Here is a 16,663-nt window from a genome sequence, read left to right on the forward strand (position 1 = left end):
CCTTCCTTTGTTTCTTATTCTCTCTGTAGCACGTCATTCCGGGGCGCGCCTCTTGGCGCGAGCCCGGAATCCATACTCACGATGGTGGTTATGGATTCCGGGCTCGTCGCTTCGCGACGCCCCGGAATGACGGAGGATATTCAGCGTGCCGGCGGCTTCGGCCAGGGCCGCTGCGGGCCGCGCAAGCCCTCGAAGGCCTTGGCCATGCCGAGCACGCCGATGTCGTCGAAGCGGCGGCCGACGATCTGCACGCCGATGGGAAAGCCGTTGGCGTCGAAGCCGCCGTTGAGGGAGACCGCAGGGTTCTCCGACATATTCCACGGCACGGTATAGGCGATGTGCTCGAACGGCCTCATGGGATCGTTGGTCGGCGACGCCCAGTCGGCCGGATAGTTCACGTTCGGCGCGGTCGGCGAAATCACGTAGTCGAGCTCGCAGAACAGCTTTGACGCCGCGGCGCGGATCGCCATGGTCTGGTTGAAGCCGCGGATGACATCCACACCCGAGAGCTTTGCACCGGATGCGCCCCATTTGAAGATGTAGGGCAGCACCTTTGCCTGCTCGGCCGGCGTCAGCTTGGACAGATCGTCCCACATCCGCGCGCGCCAGAAATTGTCGAGGCCGTCGAGCATCTCGCGGGTCAAAATGCCGTCGACCTCGGTGACGACGCTGCCTGCGGATTCGAACGCCTTTGCGGCTTTCACGGCAACGTCACGGACCGGCCGTTCTGCCGGCAGCCCGACGCCGGCATCGAGCATCAGGCCGATCCGCAATTTGCGCGGAGACTTCTCCGGCCCTTTCCAGTTGAGGGGTTCGGCAGGCAGACTCATGCCGTCGCGCCGGTCGGGCTTTGCGATCGCGCTCATCATCAGCGCGCAATCGTCAACCGTGCGGGTCATGGGGCCGGCGACGCGGCCGACATAGGTGGGGTCGATCGGTACGCGGCCGAAGCTCGGCTTCAATCCGACGAGGCCGCACCAGCCCGCGGGCAGGCGCACCGAGCCGCCGATATCGGTGCCGAGATGCAGCGGGCCGTAGCCGGCCGCCGCGGCGGCGCCTGCGCCGGCGCTGGAGCCGCCGGGGTTCTTGCTGAGGTCCCAGGGATTGCGCGCGAGCGCGTGGAAGCTGGAGAGCCCGGAGGACAGCATGCCGTAGTCGGGCATGGTGGTCTTGGCGAAGATGATCGCGCCGGCCTCGCGCAGCCGCGCGGCGGGCGGGGCGTCCTTCTCGGCCGGCACGAGCTTGACGCTGGCCGCCCCCAGCGGCACCGGCACGCCCTTGGTCGCGATGTTGTCCTTTACGGTGACAGGCACGCCGTCGAGCGGGCCGGACGGCTCGCCGCCGGTCCAGCGCGCGGTCGAGGCCTTTGCGGCCTCGCGCGCGCCGTCGGGGTCGAACGCATAGAGCGCCTTGAGGTGCGGCTCCCACGCGGCGACGTGCGTGAGCACGTCCTCCAGCACCTCGCTCGGCGAGAATTGCTTGGCGCGATAGCCCGCGATCAGATCGACCGCGGAGAGATCGTGCAGCGAGGTGACCGCCTCTTCGACGCTCTTTCTATGCATTGCTAAACGACCGGCATGCGCGTTTCGATGATGCGGGCGAACATGCTGGCGCCGATCGGCAGGATCTTGTCGTCGAGCACAAAACCGGGATTGTGCACCGGCACCGAGCCGTCATGGCCGACCCAGAAATAGGCGCCGGGAATGGTCTCCAGCATGTCGGCAAAATCCTCGCTGCCCATCTTCGGCTGGGTGCGGGTGATCACCTTGGCCGGGTCGACGACGGTGCGCGCCACCTCCTCGACCACCTTGGACTGCTCGACCTGGTTGACCAGCACGTTGAAGGTGTCGCGGATGTCGACGTCGATCGCGCACTGATAGGCGCTCGCGATGCCGGCGCAGATGGTGCGGATGCGTTCGCTGACCAGGGTGCGGACTTCTTTCGAGAAGGTGCGGATGGTGCCGCAAAGATGCGCGTCGCCGGGAATGACGTTGTAGGCGGAGCCCGCATGGATCTGGGTGATCGACACCACCGCAGCCTGCAGCGGCTCGACGTTGCGGCTGACGATGGTCTGGATCGCCTGCGCCAGCGTGGTCGCGATGATCACCGCGTCCTTGGAGCGTTCGGGCATTGCGCCATGCGCGCCATAGCCGGTGATGCGGAGGTCGAAGAAGTCGGCGCTGGCCATCGCCGGACCGGGCAGGATCGCGATCTCGCCGTGGTTGAGGTCGGGCGCGTTGTGCAGGCCGTAGAGCTCGTCGCACGGAAACTTCTCGAACAGCCCGTCCTTGATCATCGCGCGGGCGCCGCCGAGGCCTTCCTCGGCAGGCTGGAAGATCAGGTGCACGGTGCCGTCGAAGTTCCTGGTCTCGGCGAGATAGCGCGCGGTGCCGAGCAGCATGGTGGTGTGGCCGTCATGGCCGCAGCCGTGGAAGCGGCCGGGGATTTTCGAGCTCCATTTCAGATTGGTGTTCTCTTCCATCGGCAGCGCGTCCATGTCGGCGCGCAGGCCGATGCGCTTGCCGCTCGACCCCTTGCCCTTGATGACGCCGATCACGCCGGTGCCGCCGAGGCCGCGATGCACCTCGATGCCCCAGCCCTTCAGCTTGTCGGCAACGATGCCGGAAGTGCGCACTTCCTCGAAGCCGATCTCGGGATGGGCGTGGAGGTCGCGCCTGATAGCGGTGAGTTCGTCGGCATAGCCGTCGATGCGGTCGATCGTGGGCATGTGTCCTGTCCGGTTAGCGTGAAGGAGGATTGAAAACGGGGCCGTTCGGCTTGATGCGAATGCCCGGGCGCAGCTTCGTCCAGGGCAGGGAGGCGGTATCGGCCGGCATCGCGCCGGGGGCGGCGCAGATCATCAGCTGTTCCGCGATCGGCTCGAAATCGGCGCGGAAGTGGACCGAGCTCTTGTTGACCAGGATCTTCTGTTCGGTCGGCTCGATGCCGACATAGCGGTACATCGCCTGATCGGCGAGCTGCGCCTTGTGCGAGGAGACGACGACACGAACGTCGCCGATGCGCAGGGCCGCGGAAGGACCCATCTCCATCTCGCGGCCGCCGTAATAGGGGCCTGGCGCAATGAAGCGGCCGTCGGACAATTTTTCGACGACGAAGGTCTCGCGATAGGGCTCGTCGCCTGGAATGCCGGACTTGCCGCCGAGCGACAGCGTCACCGTGGCGCCGACACCGGCCGCATGGGCGGCCTTGGCCGATTCCGGATCGTAGATCGCGCCGGTCGCGGCGCTGGCCTTGTTGCGCACCAGCGCGCGCAGCATGCCGGTGGTGTCGGAATCGCCGCCGGCGCCGGGATTGTCCTGGGTGTCGGCGATGATGATCGGCTTGCTGGCGCCCTTCGCGAGTTCCATCGCATGGCGCACGCCGTCGTCGGGCGACCAGATCTTGCCGTCGAAATCGTCCTCGTGGCTTTCGATCAGCTTGACGATCGCATCCGCGGCGCGATCGGCGTCGGCTTGCGTCTTGCCATAGGCGAACACGCTCGGCCCGCAATCGCGGAAGTCGGCGGCGGGGAAGCCCGGCGCGAAGGACAGCGTCGGAACCCTGTCGCTCTCGAGCGCGGCGAGCTTCTCGTAGATGCCCTTGGTCGGCTGGTCGTTGGTGCACTGCCAGCTGATCGGGATCAGGAACGGCAGTTGCCGGAAGGCTTTCGCAAAGCGCTGCTTGGTCTTCAACAGCAGCGCGAGATGTCGCGCCGAGGCGCGGCCCGTCTCGGCCATGTCGACATGCGGATAGGTGCGGTAGGCGATCAGCGCGTCGGCATGCCCGATCATCGCGGGCGTGACGTTGGCGTGAAGATCGAGGCTTGTGACGAGCGGAACATCCTCGCCGATGACGCGGCGTACCCGTGCCAGGATTTCGCCTTCGCCGTCGTCGAGATGCTCCGTCACCATCGCGCCGTGCAGGTCGAGATAGACGGCGTCGATCGGGCCCGCGGCCGCGATGCCGTCAACCATCACCCTCACGATGCGCTCGAACGCATCCTTGGTGACATGTGCGGAGGGGCTCGCGCCGCAGGCGATGGTCGGAATGAGTTCCCAGCCGTTGGCTTCGGCGCTGTCGACGAAACCGGCGAGTCCGACATTGATGCGGCGCATCACCTTCAGCACGTCGGCACCTTCAGTCATCGCCGGCCAGCCGCCGCCATGCTGGAAGTCCGCAAACGTCGCCTTCGTCGGAGCGAAGGTGTTGGTCTCGTGCAGGAAGCCGCCGACCGCGATACGTGTCATCAATTCAAGTCCAGGCGATTGAAAGTGCGCGCGTTAGCCTTCGACGTTAGCCTTGCCCTTGCGGCGAGAGCAAGGTGAGAAGCAATCGCGCCGTGCATAGGGTCAGATCGTTTTGGGAATGCTGCTCCGCAGTCATTCCGGGGCGCGCAACGTGCGCGAGCCCGGAATCCATCATGCGACAGAGTCTGCGGCCTGATGGATTCCGGGCTCATCGCCTCGCGATGCCCCGGAATGACGAGGAGAGAGTGGAGTTACGCCGTCGCCACCAAGCCCTCCGACACCGGCCGGAAGTTCGCAAAGTCCCAGCCGCGGCCGGGGGCTGCCTCCAGCAGGGCCCTGGTGTAGGCCTCCTTCGGATGCGTCAGCACCTCGGCGGCGGGGCCCTGTTCGACGACGCGGCCGTGCTGCATCACCACGACCTCGTCGCAGATTTGCGCGGCGACGCGCAGATCGTGGGTGATGAACAGGATCGCGATGCCGAGCCGCTTCTGGATCTCGTCGAGCAGTTCCAGCACCTGGGCCTGCACCGAGACGTCGAGCGCGGAGACCGCTTCGTCCGCGACCAGCACGTCCGGATCGAGCGCGAGCGCACGCGCAATCGCGATGCGCTGGCGCTGGCCGCCGGAGAACTGGTGGGGATAGCGCGACACCGCATCGGCCGGCAGGCCGACCAGCTCGAGCAGCTCGCGGGCGCGCTTCATCGCGTCGGCATGCGCGACGCCGTAATTGATCGGGCCTTCCGCGATGCTCTCGCCCACCGTGATGCGCGGGTTGAGCGAGCGATAGGGATCCTGGAACACGATCTGGATCTTCTGCCGGTGCGGCTGGAGCAGGCGACGCGAGATGTCGGAGATCTCGCGACCGGACAGGCGCACGCCGCCGGAGGTCGGGTCGATCAGGCGCACGATGCAGCGTGCCACCGTGGACTTGCCCGAGCCGCTCTCGCCGACGATGCCGAGCGTACGGCCCTTGCGCAGCGTCAGCGTCACCTTGTCGGCGGCGACGACCTCGCGGCCTTTGCCGAAGAAGGCGCGCTCCTTATAGACCTTGCTGAGGTCGTTGGCCTCCAGCACCACCGGTTCCTTGGTCTCGGGCCGCGCCGCGCGCGGCACGAGGCTCGGCACCGCCGAGAGCAGGTTGCGGGTGTATTCCATGGTCGGATTGCGCAGCACGGCGTCGAGCTGACCGGTCTCGACGAGGCGACCCTGCCGCATCACGGCGACACGGTCGGCGATTTCCGCCACCACGCCCATGTCGTGGGTGATGAACAGCACGGCCGTGCCGTGATCGCGCTGGAGGTCACGGATCAGGGTCAGGATCTGCTTCTGCGTGGTGACGTCGAGTGCGGTGGTCGGCTCGTCGGCAATGAGCAGCTTCGGCTCGAGCACCAGCGCCATCGCGATCATGATGCGCTGGCGCTGGCCGCCGGAGAGGCGGTGCGGGTAGGAGGCGAAGATGCGCTCGACCTGGGGCAGGCGCACCTGCTCCATCATGTCGAGGATGCGCTTCTTCCGTGCCCTGGCATCGAGATTGGTGTGCGCGCGCAGCACTTCGTCGATCTGCCGGCCGACCGGCACGACCGGATTGAGCGCGGTCATTGGCTCCTGGAAGATCATCGCCATCTGCGTCGCGCGGAGCTGGCGCAGCCGGCGGTCGGTCGCGGTGAGCAGCTCTTCGCCGACCAGCTTGACGCTGCCGGCGGTGGGCACCAGCGTGCCCTTCGGCAGCAGGCCCATCGTGGTCAGCGAGGTCACCGACTTGCCCGAGCCGCTTTCGCCGACGAGACACAGCGTCTCGCGTTCGCGCACCTGGATCGAGATGCCGTCGATGATGTTCGCCGCCTTCGGCTTCTTGCCGACGGAAACGACGAGGTTGTTGATGTCGAGAACAGGGTTGGTCATGCCGCAAAACTTTCGCTCGTCATTCCGGGGCGCGCGCTAGTGCGAACTAAGGTGCGCAATTGCGCACCTGAGAATCCATCGGGCCGCAGTACAAGAGGTGAAATGGATTCCGGGCAAGCGACTTCGTCGCGCCCCGGAATGACTGAACTCTTGGTCATCACTTCCCCTCCCGCTGCTTCATGCGGGGATCGAGGGCGTCGCGGGCGGCGTCGCCAATCAGGTTGATGCTGAGAATGGCGATCGAGAGCAGAAGGCCCGGCCAGAAGATCAGCGACGGCTTGATCTGGAAGTACTGGCGGCCCTCGGCCATGATGTTGCCCCAGGTCGGCGTCTCTGGCGAGATGCCGGCGCCGAGGAAGGAGAGGATCGCCTCGGTGAGGATCGCGGAGGCGCAGACGTAACTGCCCTGCACGATCAGGGGCGCGATCGTGTTAGGCATCAAGTGCCGCCACATGATCTTCGGCAGGGATGAGCCGACCGAGATCGCCGCCTCGACGTAGGGCTCTTCGCGCGCCGACAGCACGACCGAGCGCACCAGGCGTGCGACGCGCGGAACTTCGGGGATCGTGATCGCGATCAGCACGGTCCAGATGCTGGCACCGGACAGCGACACCACGGCGATCGCGAGCAGGATGCTCGGCATCGCCATCAGGCCGTCCATGACCCGCATCAGGACGGAATCGACCAGCTTGAAGAAGCCGGAGACGAGGCCGATCGCCAGCCCGATGACGATCGACAGGATCGCCGAGCCAACACCGATCAGCAGCGAGATGCGGCCGCCATAGATGACGCGCGACAGCAGGTCGCGTCCGTAGGCGTCGGTGCCGAGCAGGAATTGCGCCGAGGTCGGCTTCAATCGTTGCGACGGCGCGAGCTGGATCGGATCGTGCGGCGCGATCAGCGGCGCCAGAATCGAGATCAGCACGATCAGCGCGAGCAGGACCGTCGCCGTGGCGATGATCGGCGTCGAGGTGAGGAATCCGAAGCGCGGCCGCAGCGGCGACGTGATCGGAATGGACGACTGGGGAAGGGTATCGACCGACATTTTTGTCCTTATCCTTGCCTCAGTACCGGATCCGCGGATCGAGCAGGGTGTAGGCGACGTCGATGAGAAGATTGACGACGACATAGATCAGCGAGGTCAGCAGGATCATCGCCTGGATCACCGGATAGTCGCGCGCCAGCACCGCATCCACGGTGAGGCGGCCGATGCCGGGGATGTTGAATACGCTCTCGGTGACGACGACGCCGGAGATCAGAAGCGCAAAGCCGGTGCCGATGACGGTAATCACCGGCACGGCGGCGTTGCGCAGCGCATGGCGCATCATCACGGCGACTTCGTTGATGCCCTTGGCGCGCGCGGTGCGGACATAGTCCTCGCCGAGCACGTCGAGCATCGCCGCGCGCGTCATGCGCGCGATCAGCGCGATGTAGATGAAGGAGAGCGCGCAGGTCGGCAGGATCATGCGCTCGAAGAACGGACCGAAGCCGTTCGAGATGCTCTTGAAGCCCTGCACCGGCACCCAGCGCAGGTCGATCGCGAAGACCTCGATCAGGACATAGCCGACCACGAACACCGGGACCGAGAAGCCGAGCACCGAGAGACCCATCACGAAACGGTCGATCCAGGTGCCGTGCTTCCACGCCGCGATCACCCCCAGGGGGACCGCGACGATGACGGCGAGGATGATGGTCGACAGCGCGATCGAGATCGACGGCTCGACGCGCTGGCCGATCATCTTCATCACCGGCAGGTTGGAGATCAGCGACGTCCCGAGATCGCCGTGCAGCAGCTTGTTCACCCAGGTGATGAACTGCACGATCAGGGGCTCGTTGAGGCCGAGTGAGGTCCGGATGCGCTCCAGCCGTTCCGGCGTCGCGTTGTCGCCGGCGAGGATCGCGGCGGGATCGCCGGGGGTGAGGCGGAGCAGGAGGAAGACGAACAGCGCGACGACGCCCATCACGGGCACGGCGGCGAAGATTCGGCGAAGGAGATATCCGAGCAAGTTGAATCCGTCAGATTAGAGTCAAATCGGCGGCAGCGGTTGTAGCCTGTTCTGCCATCAGCCTAACATTTGAGCAATTCCCGTGCCATCAGGGCCACAGGTTTTGCAGTGCGGCCAGTATTTTCTTGCGGCGTCATTCCGGGGCGATACGCCAGCATCGAACCTCGAGATTCCGGGTTCGCGTCTCTCGACGCGCCCCGGAATGACAATCTAATCACTCCAGCGTGGCCAGCAGTCCTGCCATCAGGCGGCCGCGTTCGACCAGGCTCTCGACTTCGATATACTCTTCGAGCGTGTGGACATTGCCGCCGCGCACGCCCAGGCCGTCGAGCGTCGGGATGCCCATCGCGCCGGTAAAGTTGCCGTCCGAGCCGCCGCCCGAGCTCGCATGCGGCAGCTCGGCGCCGAGCGATCTGGCGATGTCGCGCGCCTTTTCGTACAGCGCCATGGTGCCGGCATCGGGTTCCCACACGGGCCGGGTGACGCCACGCGTCACCTTGAACGCAACATCATTGGTTGTGCCTGACAGCGCCAGCATCCGCTCGACGCCGCGATCGAGATCGGCCTGGCGCTTGGCCATCGAAAGCGCTTCGCCGGTGGCGATCGTAGCAACGCAATTAACCCATTGTCCGCCATGCACGACGCCGACCGAGAAGGTGCAGTCCTCCGTCGTCATCGCATCGATGGCGAGGATTTGCCGCGCCATCTCGCGAATCGCCGAGCGGCCCGCCGACAATGTCGAGCCGGCGTGGCTCGGCCGGCCGGTCGCCTCGAGATTGAATCGCGCGATCGCGTAACGTCCGGTGGTGACGCCGTTGTCGGCACGGCCGGGCTCGGGCACCAGCACGTATTTGTTGCGCGCAGCCTCGGCCTCGATGATGTCGCGTGTCGAGGGCGTGCCGACCTCCTCGTCCGGCGTGAACAGCACGGTGATCGGCAGCGGCGTGGTGAAGGAGGCGCGCGCCAGCTGCCGGATCGCTTCCAGCGAGAGATAGTTGCCGCCCTTCATGTCGCAGATGCCGGGGCCGTAGCACTTGCTGCCCTCACGCCGCCATTTCAGCTTCTCGATGGTGCCGACCGGGTGGACGGTATCCATGTGTCCGGCGATCAGGATGCCGGGCTCGCCCTGCTTCGGATGGGGAAAGCGCGCACGGATCACGCCGCCAAAGCCCTGGCGGCCGGCGATGCGTTCGATCGTCGCACCCATGATTGCCATATCCCGCGCTGCGATATCGAGCATGCGGTTCACGGCGCCCGCGTCCCAGGTCGGGCTTTCGCATTCCACCCATCCGCGCAGGCCCTCGAGCATCGCCTCGGAATCGAAGGGAAGATTGGCTGGATTCATCGTAATGTCTCTCAAGCTTCGAAAGATGGAACGCGCATTGCATCGGCGCGGGGCAGGACAAGCGGAGAGCGTTGTAGAGCCAAACCGATCTTTGGGGAGCCCGTGCGCGCGCCGCCTGGGCCTGCAGCGAAACCGGATTGACGCGCTCGGCACTGTCTGCAAGTCTCGAAAAGATAAAGGCATTGCATGAGGTTAGTTCGCCCAAAGAACGAACCGAATGCCCAACCAATAACCTGCCTTTGAACAGTTTCACGTCAGGAGAAACTTTCTATGTTCCACTTCATGCGCCGGGCGCCTCGCGCGTTCGCCTCCAAACTTGCGCTGTCGGTCGTCGCGCTCTCGACCGCGCTGGCCTCGCCAGTGCTTGCAGCCGGCAAGACCCTCACCGCGGTAATGCATTCCGATCTGCGCATCATCGATCCGATCTTCACCACGGCCTATATCACGCGTGACCACGGCTACATGGTTTACGACACGCTGGTGGCCACCGATTCGAACTTCAAGATCCAGCCGCAGATGGCGGACTGGAAGATCTCCGACGACAAGCTCACCTACACCTTTACACTGCGCGACGGCCTGAAGTGGCATGACGGCACGCCGGTGACCGCGGAAGACTGCGTTGCCTCGCTGAAGCGCTGGGGCGCGGTCGACGGCATGGGCCAGAAGCTCATGGACTTCACCGCGAGCCTCGAGGCGACCGACGCCAAGACCATCACGTTGAAGCTGAAGGAGCCCTACGGCCTCGTGCTCGACTCCATCGGCAAGCCGTCCTCGCGCGTCGCCTTCATGATGCCGAAGCGCCTCGCCGAGACGCCGCCGGACAAGCAGATCCCCGAGCAGATCGGCTCGGGCCCGTTCAAGTTCGTGCAGTCGGAATTCCAGCCCGGCGTGAAGGCTGTCTACGTCAAGAACACCGATTACGTGCCGCGCAAGGAGCCGGCGAGCTGGACCTCCGGCGGCAAGGTGGTGAAGGTCGACCGCGTCGAGTGGATCACGATGCCGGACTCGCAGACCGCGGTGAACGCGCTGCAGTCGGGCGACATCGACTTCGTGGAGAACCTGCCGTACGACATGCTGCCGGTGCTGGAAGCGAACAAGGAGATCACGATCGAGGTCTCGAACAAGTTCGGCTTCCAGACGCTCGGCCGGATGAACTTCCTGTATCCGCCGTTCGACAACGTGAAGGTGCGCCGTGCTGCCTTTCTGGCGATGAACCAGAAGGACGTTCTCGATGCGCTCGTCGGCAACGCCAAATATCAGAAGGTCTGCGGCGCGTTCTTCGTGTGCGATACCCCGCTCGCGACCGACGTCGGCGCCGAGACCCTGGTGAAGGGCAATGGCATGGCGGAAGCCAAGAAGGCGCTCGCCGAGTCCGGCTATGACGGCACTCCGGTCGTGGTGATGGCGCCCGGCGACGTCACGACGCTCAAGGCGCAGCCGATCGTTGCGGCCCAGTTGCTGCGCGAGGCCGGCTTCAAGGTCGATCTGCAAGCGACCGACTGGCAGACGGTGGTGAGCCGCCGCGCCAGCCAGAAGCCTCCGAAGGAGGGCGGCTGGAACATGTTCTTCACCAACTGGGTCGCGGCCGACGTCTCCAACCCGATCGCCAATCTCTCGATCGGCGGCCAGGGCAAGAAGGGCGGCTGGTTCGGCTGGGCGGAAGACCCCAAGATCGAGCAGCTCAAGGATGCTTTCGTCCGCGCGCCGTCGGTCGACGAGCAGAAGAAGATCGCCGCCGACATCCAGAAGGAAGCCTATGAGCAGGTGATCTACGTTCCGCTGGGGCAGTATCTGCTGCCGAGCGGCTGGCGCAAATCGCTGAGCGGTGTGCTCGACGGCCCCGCAACGCCCCTGTTCTGGAACGTCGACAAGTCGGAGTAGGCGGGCGGGTCCTTCCGCCTTTCGTCCGGATCATCACGCGGCGCCGCTGTCACCAGCGGCGCCGTTGTCGTTTGCCGGCTCGAGACGACCGTGGAGCCTTTAACTCTTCCAGTTTCCAATCATTGCTATTTGTTTCCAACCTGAAATAGATGTGCCGTCTTCGCGCATCACTTTCCGTGTCCCAATTGATTCCTGTGCCAGTCGATTTTGCATTCCAGGCGATGGCCGAACGGTCCGATCGCGCGCCGGCGCGATGGCGCCGGCCCTTCCTGCGCTGGCTCGACGGCGTCGAAGCGGGCTGGGCCGTGCCGCTTCTCATCGCCTGCTTCGTTGCGATCTGGACGCTCTATCTGGCCATCGCCTATGCCGGCGGCGGCCTGCACCCCGATACGCTCGAGGCCTGGACGCTCGGACGGAACTTTGCCTGGGGCTATCACAAGCATCCGCCGTTGATGGGGTGGGTCGCGGCGGCATGGACCTTCGTCTTTCCGCTCAGTGACGGGTCGCTGCAACTGTTGGCGATGGCCAATGCCGGGCTTGCGCTGTTCTTCGTCGATCTGATCTCGCGGCAGTTCGTGACCGGGCACAAGCGCATCCTGGTGCTGCTGCTGTTGATGCTGACGCCGGCCTATCAATTCCACGCCCAGCGCTTCAACGCCAATGCGGTGCTGCTCGCGACCTGGCCGCTGGCGACCTGGTGCTTCCTGCGCGCATTCGAGACGCGCGGCAAGCTGTGGGCGGTCGCTGTGGGATGCACGACGGCGCTCGCGATGGTCGGCAAATATTATTCGATCTTTCTCGTCGCGAGCTTCGCCTTTGCCGCGCTGGCGCATCCGGCGCGGCGCGCCTATTTCACCTCGGCTTCGCCCTGGATCTCGGTCGCCGTCGGGCTCGCGGCGCTGTCGCCGCACCTCTACTGGCTCGCGACGACGGGCGCGTCGGCCTTCACCTATGCGCTGGCTCACGCCAACGGCAGCGCTGTGAGCTCGCTCGGTGAGGCGAAGAATTTCCTGTTGGGGTTGGTTGCGGCCATGAGCGTGTCGGCCGTGCTCTGGATGCTCATCGCCGGCACGCGGCTGAAGCAGTTTCCGGCCGACTTCATGGCAATGAGTCCGGGCCTGCGGCTTCTCTTCTACATTGCGATCGGCACGATCGTGCTGCCGGTCCTGACGTCGCTGGTGGTGGGGACGGATCTGCCGTCGCTGTGGGCGTTGCAGGGGCTGTTCCTGTTCGTCATTCTCGTGGTCTGCGGCACGCGCTATCCGATCGAGCGGTTCTACACCGTCAACCTCGCGGTGACCGCGGCCGGCGTCGCGCTCGCCGCCGTCCTGGTCGCGGCCCCGATCCATGCCGTCTATCGCAACAATCACGGCTACGAAGAGGGCCGGAACTTCTACGCGCAGGCGGCCGGCGAATTGACGCGCGAGTGGCGCGAGCTGACCGGCGAGCCGCTGAGCGCCGTGAGCGGCGATGATGCGCTGGCTTTTGCGGCGGCATTCTATAGCCCCGATCATCCCTATTATGCACGGCCGCTCGCGTATCAATACATTTGGGGTTTGCCGCGCAAGAGGACGCTGGATCGCGGCTGGGCCGCGCTCTGTTTCCGCGGCCAGGACTATTGCAACCGTTGGATGGAACGGGTGTCCTCGGGCGCCGGACAGTTCGTCAGGCGTGAATTCACCGTGCAGGCCACGCTTTGGGGCCGGCCCGGTCTCACGCGGGAGGTGGTCGTGCTGATGGTGCCGCCGCGCGGAAGCAGCGCCGCGCCCGAGAGCAGCGCAAATGATTTCAGTGCGAGCCGGCGTCCGACGGAATAGGCTGCGCGCTCAGCAATGGCTGTCGCGCAGCCGCTCGAGGCCTTCGCTTGCGAAAGGCGCGTTGAACGCAGCCTGCTCGGCGTTTGGCTCGGAACGCCCCGTATCAGGCCGATCCGGGGTGGGGTCTTCGCGGTGTTCCGGTTCCATGGCGGCGGCCTCTCGAATTGCTGCACTACAACATCGAGGCCGGCCGGAAGTTCCTCATGCGGTGGGGCGATGATGCGGCTTGAACAGCCGGCCCTTCTCCACCACCAGCACGATCGCGAGCGCAGCCAGCGTCGACAGGAAGAAGCCGACCGAGAACGGCAGCAGCGTGCCGTCAAAGCTCTGCCCGATCGCCATGCCGACCGCGATGCCGATCAGCGTCGTGATCGAGCCGTAGAGCGAGGAGGCGGTACCGGCGATATGGCCCTGCGGCTCCATGGCGAGCGCGGTGAAGTTGGCGACCATCATGCCGAACGAGAACATCATCAGCGCCGACAGTGCCATGAACAGGGCAAGCGGCAGCATGTTCAGGATTTCGGTGACCAGCATGACGCTGGCGACCACGGCATAGAGCGTCAGGGCGCCGTGCGAGATCACGCGCATGCCGAGCCGCCCGACCAGCCTCGCATTGAGGAAGCCGGCAATGGCGGTGCCGGCCGCGATCGCAGCGAAGGCGAGCGGGAAGTAGTGGCCGAGGTGATAGACGCCGGTGAAGACCTGTTGGGCCGAGAACACATAGGCGAAGAGTGCGCCGATGACGCTGCCGGCGGCCGTCGCATAGCCGATGGTCTGGCGATTGGTCAGGGTCTGCCGGAACGCCGAGAGCACGTCGGCGGGCGCCAGCGACCTGCGTTCTGACTGAGGGAGGGTTTCGGGCAGCCGCAGCACGGACCATGCGAGCGCGAGCAGGCCGTACAGCATCAGCACGACGAAGATGCCGCGCCATTGCGTGACGAGCAGCACCGCCTGTCCGAACGACGGCGCGATCACGGGCACCGCGATGAACACCATCATGGCAAGCGACATCACGCTCGCCATGCGGCGGCCGACATAGCAGTCGCGCACGATCGAGGTCGCGATCACGCGCGTTGCCGAGGTGCCGAGCCCTTGCAGCGCGCGTGCCAGCAGCAGCGTCTCGAACGAGGGCGCGGCAACCGCCAGCACGCTCGCCACCGCATAGACCGCCATGCCGCCGAGCAACACCGGGCGACGGCCGAAACGGTCCGACAACGGACCCATGACGAACTGACCCACGCCGAAGCCGATCAGGAAGGTCGACAGCACGAGCTGGAGATGGTTGGCGACGGGAATCTTGAAGGCGGTCCCGATATTGGGCAGCGCCGGCAGCATCATGTCCATCGCAAGCGGATTCAGCGCCATGATGGACGCGATCACGATGACGAATTCGGGAAAACCCATGGGCCGGTGTCCCGAGGACACCCAGCTGTCGGCATTGACGTCGGACAAGAAGCTCACCTCTGATTGGAAGGCTTTATGTATTGTCCATGCTGCGGCGCACAACCCATGTTTTGAGATGGCTGTCAGGCGGAGCGGGAGCGGACAAGGCTTGGTGAGGCCCGCCGTCGCTCCGGGACAGGTCGGCTGGGGCGCGAGCGCCGTTGCACCGGCCACGCCGCCTGGAAGGCGTTCGGTCAACAGCCTGACGAAGCGGCGCGGCGATACCACCCAAGGTGGCAGGATTCTTGCTACGGTATCCGTCGCCGGAATGGCCGCGGAGAACCGTGATGCTCTCTACGCAACGCTCGCTCGCGACGGCCCAGCTCGGCCGCAACAGCTTCGAGGAGATCTTCGAGTCCCGGACGCCGTTGCGCGAGGCCGCCCTGGAGTCGTTTCGCCGCAGAAACGCGGTGCTCGACGGAATCTTCTACGACATCGGCAAGGTGACCCAAGAGGAGGCCCACGAGACTGCGCCTTGGCTCGCGCGCGAGGGCGCGATCCTGATCGTCCCGCCATCCGGCGCCGGATCGCTCAAGCTCTGCAACACCGTGGAAGACTTCGCCAATGCTGGCGGCGCCGATGTCCGTATCCTGGCGGTGGCCGGCGTCGGCAGTTCGGCGCTGGGGGCGGCGGCCTTCGCACGGAATGTCGCCGACGCGTTTGGCGTGTCGGCTGCTGCCGTGGTGTCGGGCTACGGGCTTGCCGATCTCCTGACCGAGGCGCTCGGTGGCTGGTTCTGGTTCGGCACGCTCAACCGCCTGCGCCATCAGTTCGAGGAGCTGGACGACGTCAGCCGGGCGCTGAACCGGCCCGAGACCGTCAGTCCGCCGACATCACCGCTCGAACTCGGCCGCGTCAGCCTGGATACAAGGACGGTCATGGCTTTGCTGGCCGATGATCGCTTCAGCTTTTCGCTGGTGACCGGACACTCCAAGGGCAACCTCGTGGTCTCGGAAGCGCTGTACGAGCTGAGGGAGCAGCCGGCGATCGAACAGACCATTCCCGACGACAAGTTCTGGATTGTCACGGTGTCTGCGGCGGTCGCGATGCCGCCCCGGTACAAGAAGATCGTCGACGTGATGGGCACGATCGATGGCTTCGGCGCGCTCAACTCGACGCCGGGAATCTCGATCGAGAAGTCGTGCCCGTTCAGCTGGCACCACACCAACACGGATTTGCCGCTTCACCTGCCGGTCACGAAGGTGTTCAGGGAGCTCAGGGTCGAGCGGAATGTCGCCGTCTGAGTTACGCCGGGACTCGAAATGACGTCAGCGTACCGGGACGAAAGCGATGCGATTGCAGACGGCGCCATCCGCCGTCCTCGCGCCGTCAACTCTCGTGGTGCGGGCAGCCGGGGTCGAACCGGCACAGCGCTTGCGCACCGAGGGATTTTAAGTCCCTTGCGTCTACCAATTCCGCCATGCCCGCTTGATCCAACGAGATCAAACACTTAAGTCCACCTTCGGCCGTTTGGAATTGGCGCTTCGCGGGCCGGGTGGGTGGTTCTTCCTTAAGCGAGCCGGCCGCACAAGGCAAAGCCTCAATCCGGACATCTGTTGCTGCTTTAGGCATTCTCAATCCACGGGGACTATTCATCCGGCATGGTTGCTTCGCTTTCCCATCGCCTGCGCTTTTGCGGCGCGCTTTTCGTGCTGCTCGCGGGCGGCGCGCTGTCCGGCTGCGCGAGCATGAGCGAGACGGTCGCTCCGGCGTTTGCCGATCCGGCAAGATACGATCTGTATGATTGCAAGCAGCTCGAGTCCGAGCGCAAGGGGCTCGCCAGCCGCACCGCGGACTTGCAGAGGCTGATGGACAAGGCGCAGACCGGCGCCGGCGGCGCCGTCGTGGCCGAACTCGCCTATCGCAACGAGTACGTCGCGGTGCGTGGTCAGGCGCAGCTGGCCGAAGAGGCCTGGCGCCGCAACAGGTGCCGCGAAACGCCGCCCGAGCCGGCACCGGCTGCTGCGCCTGCGGCTGCCGCCAAGCCTGCGCCGAAATCCGGGAAAGCGGTCCGCTGAAGCGC

General features: G+C 65.4%; 12 protein-coding genes and 1 tRNA gene. 4 read left to right on the forward strand and 9 right to left on the reverse strand.

Annotated features, from left to right (window positions below; all coding sequences use genetic code 11):
* Positions 1 to 140: 140 nt before the first annotated feature.
* The 7 genes from AB5K84_RS18250 to AB5K84_RS18280 all read right to left on the reverse strand — a co-directional run bounded on the left by AB5K84_RS18250 (position 141) and on the right by AB5K84_RS18280 (position 9,499).
* Complete coding sequence (locus tag AB5K84_RS18250) at positions 141 to 1,562, reverse strand: amidase (protein ID WP_110116484.1); 1,422 nt, start codon at positions 1,560 to 1,562, stop codon at positions 141 to 143.
* Positions 1,563 to 1,564: 2 nt separating this feature from the next.
* Positions 1,565 to 2,728 (reverse strand): M20 aminoacylase family protein, encoded by a 1,164-nt coding sequence (locus AB5K84_RS18255; protein ID WP_110116483.1) that lies wholly within the window; start codon positions 2,726 to 2,728, stop codon positions 1,565 to 1,567.
* Positions 2,729 to 2,741: 13 nt separating this feature from the next.
* Positions 2,742 to 4,247, reverse strand: coding sequence for a M81 family metallopeptidase (locus AB5K84_RS18260; protein WP_110116482.1), 1,506 nt, complete (start codon positions 4,245 to 4,247; stop codon positions 2,742 to 2,744).
* A gap of 251 nt (positions 4,248 to 4,498) precedes the next feature.
* A complete protein-coding gene (locus AB5K84_RS18265; RefSeq protein ID WP_097532376.1) occupies positions 4,499 to 6,148 on the reverse strand; it encodes an ABC transporter ATP-binding protein in 1,650 nt (549 codons plus the stop codon).
* 157 nt (positions 6,149 to 6,305) lie between these two features.
* Positions 6,306 to 7,193 carry an ABC transporter permease gene (locus tag AB5K84_RS18270; RefSeq protein WP_011088345.1) on the reverse strand — a complete coding sequence of 296 codons (888 nt, stop codon included), beginning with the start codon at positions 7,191 to 7,193 and terminating at the stop codon, positions 6,306 to 6,308.
* A 19-nt stretch (positions 7,194 to 7,212) separates the two neighbouring features.
* Positions 7,213 to 8,154, reverse strand: a complete 942-nt coding sequence (locus tag AB5K84_RS18275) for an ABC transporter permease (protein ID WP_028175416.1) — start codon at positions 8,152 to 8,154, stop codon at positions 7,213 to 7,215.
* A gap of 214 nt (positions 8,155 to 8,368) precedes the next feature.
* Positions 8,369 to 9,499: a M20/M25/M40 family metallo-hydrolase gene (locus AB5K84_RS18280; protein WP_060912602.1), complete on the reverse strand. Its 1,131-nt coding sequence runs from the start codon at positions 9,497 to 9,499 to the stop codon at positions 8,369 to 8,371.
* Positions 9,500 to 9,769: 270 nt separating this feature from the next.
* Between AB5K84_RS18280 and AB5K84_RS18285 the strand changes: the two genes are divergently transcribed.
* Positions 9,770 to 11,380 (forward strand): ABC transporter substrate-binding protein, encoded by a 1,611-nt coding sequence (locus AB5K84_RS18285; protein WP_011088342.1) that lies wholly within the window; start codon positions 9,770 to 9,772, stop codon positions 11,378 to 11,380.
* A gap of 221 nt (positions 11,381 to 11,601) precedes the next feature.
* Positions 11,602 to 13,197 carry a glycosyltransferase family 39 protein gene (locus tag AB5K84_RS18290; protein WP_342714413.1) on the forward strand — a complete coding sequence of 532 codons (1,596 nt, stop codon included), beginning with the start codon at positions 11,602 to 11,604 and terminating at the stop codon, positions 13,195 to 13,197.
* A 201-nt stretch (positions 13,198 to 13,398) separates the two neighbouring features.
* On the opposite strand, the gene AB5K84_RS18295 is transcribed toward AB5K84_RS18290, so the two are convergent.
* The gene (locus tag AB5K84_RS18295) at positions 13,399 to 14,649 is read right to left on the reverse strand and encodes a multidrug effflux MFS transporter (RefSeq protein WP_028175412.1); all 1,251 of its coding nucleotides are present in this window, start codon (positions 14,647 to 14,649) and stop codon (positions 13,399 to 13,401) included.
* A gap of 278 nt (positions 14,650 to 14,927) precedes the next feature.
* Between AB5K84_RS18295 and AB5K84_RS18300 the strand changes: the two genes are divergently transcribed.
* Complete coding sequence (locus AB5K84_RS18300; protein ID WP_038967760.1) at positions 14,928 to 15,884, forward strand: hypothetical protein; 957 nt, start codon at positions 14,928 to 14,930, stop codon at positions 15,882 to 15,884.
* Between the two features lie 95 nt (positions 15,885 to 15,979).
* On the opposite strand, the gene AB5K84_RS18305 is transcribed toward AB5K84_RS18300, so the two are convergent.
* Positions 15,980 to 16,068 (reverse strand) — tRNA-Leu (locus AB5K84_RS18305).
* 173 nt (positions 16,069 to 16,241) lie between these two features.
* Between AB5K84_RS18305 and AB5K84_RS18310 the strand changes: the two genes are divergently transcribed.
* Positions 16,242 to 16,658, forward strand: a complete 417-nt coding sequence (locus tag AB5K84_RS18310) for a hypothetical protein (protein ID WP_011088338.1) — start codon at positions 16,242 to 16,244, stop codon at positions 16,656 to 16,658.
* Positions 16,659 to 16,663: the final 5 nt, after the last annotated feature.

Origin of the sequence: Bradyrhizobium sp. 1200_D9_N1_1 (assembly GCF_052075915.1) — a bacterium.
Classification (GTDB): Bacteria; Pseudomonadota; Alphaproteobacteria; order Rhizobiales; family Xanthobacteraceae; genus Bradyrhizobium; species Bradyrhizobium diazoefficiens.

Coding starts and splice junctions, on each gene's coding strand:
- AB5K84_RS18250 (WP_110116484.1), bottom strand. CDS start 1,562: ATGCATAGAAAGAGCGTCGAAGAGGCGGTCACCTCGCTGCACGATCTC.
- AB5K84_RS18255 (WP_110116483.1), bottom strand. CDS start 2,728: ATGCCCACGATCGACCGCATCGACGGCTATGCCGACGAACTCACCGCT.
- AB5K84_RS18260 (WP_110116482.1), bottom strand. CDS start 4,247: ATGACACGTATCGCGGTCGGCGGCTTCCTGCACGAGACCAACACCTTC.
- AB5K84_RS18265 (WP_097532376.1), bottom strand. CDS start 6,148: ATGACCAACCCTGTTCTCGACATCAACAACCTCGTCGTTTCCGTCGGC.
- AB5K84_RS18270 (WP_011088345.1), bottom strand. CDS start 7,193: ATGTCGGTCGATACCCTTCCCCAGTCGTCCATTCCGATCACGTCGCCG.
- AB5K84_RS18280 (WP_060912602.1), bottom strand. CDS start 9,499: ATGAATCCAGCCAATCTTCCCTTCGATTCCGAGGCGATGCTCGAGGGC.
- AB5K84_RS18285 (WP_011088342.1), top strand. CDS start 9,770: ATGTTCCACTTCATGCGCCGGGCGCCTCGCGCGTTCGCCTCCAAACTT.
- AB5K84_RS18290 (WP_342714413.1), top strand. CDS start 11,602: ATGGCCGAACGGTCCGATCGCGCGCCGGCGCGATGGCGCCGGCCCTTC.
- AB5K84_RS18300 (WP_038967760.1), top strand. CDS start 14,928: ATGCTCTCTACGCAACGCTCGCTCGCGACGGCCCAGCTCGGCCGCAAC.
- AB5K84_RS18310 (WP_011088338.1), top strand. CDS start 16,242: ATGGTTGCTTCGCTTTCCCATCGCCTGCGCTTTTGCGGCGCGCTTTTC.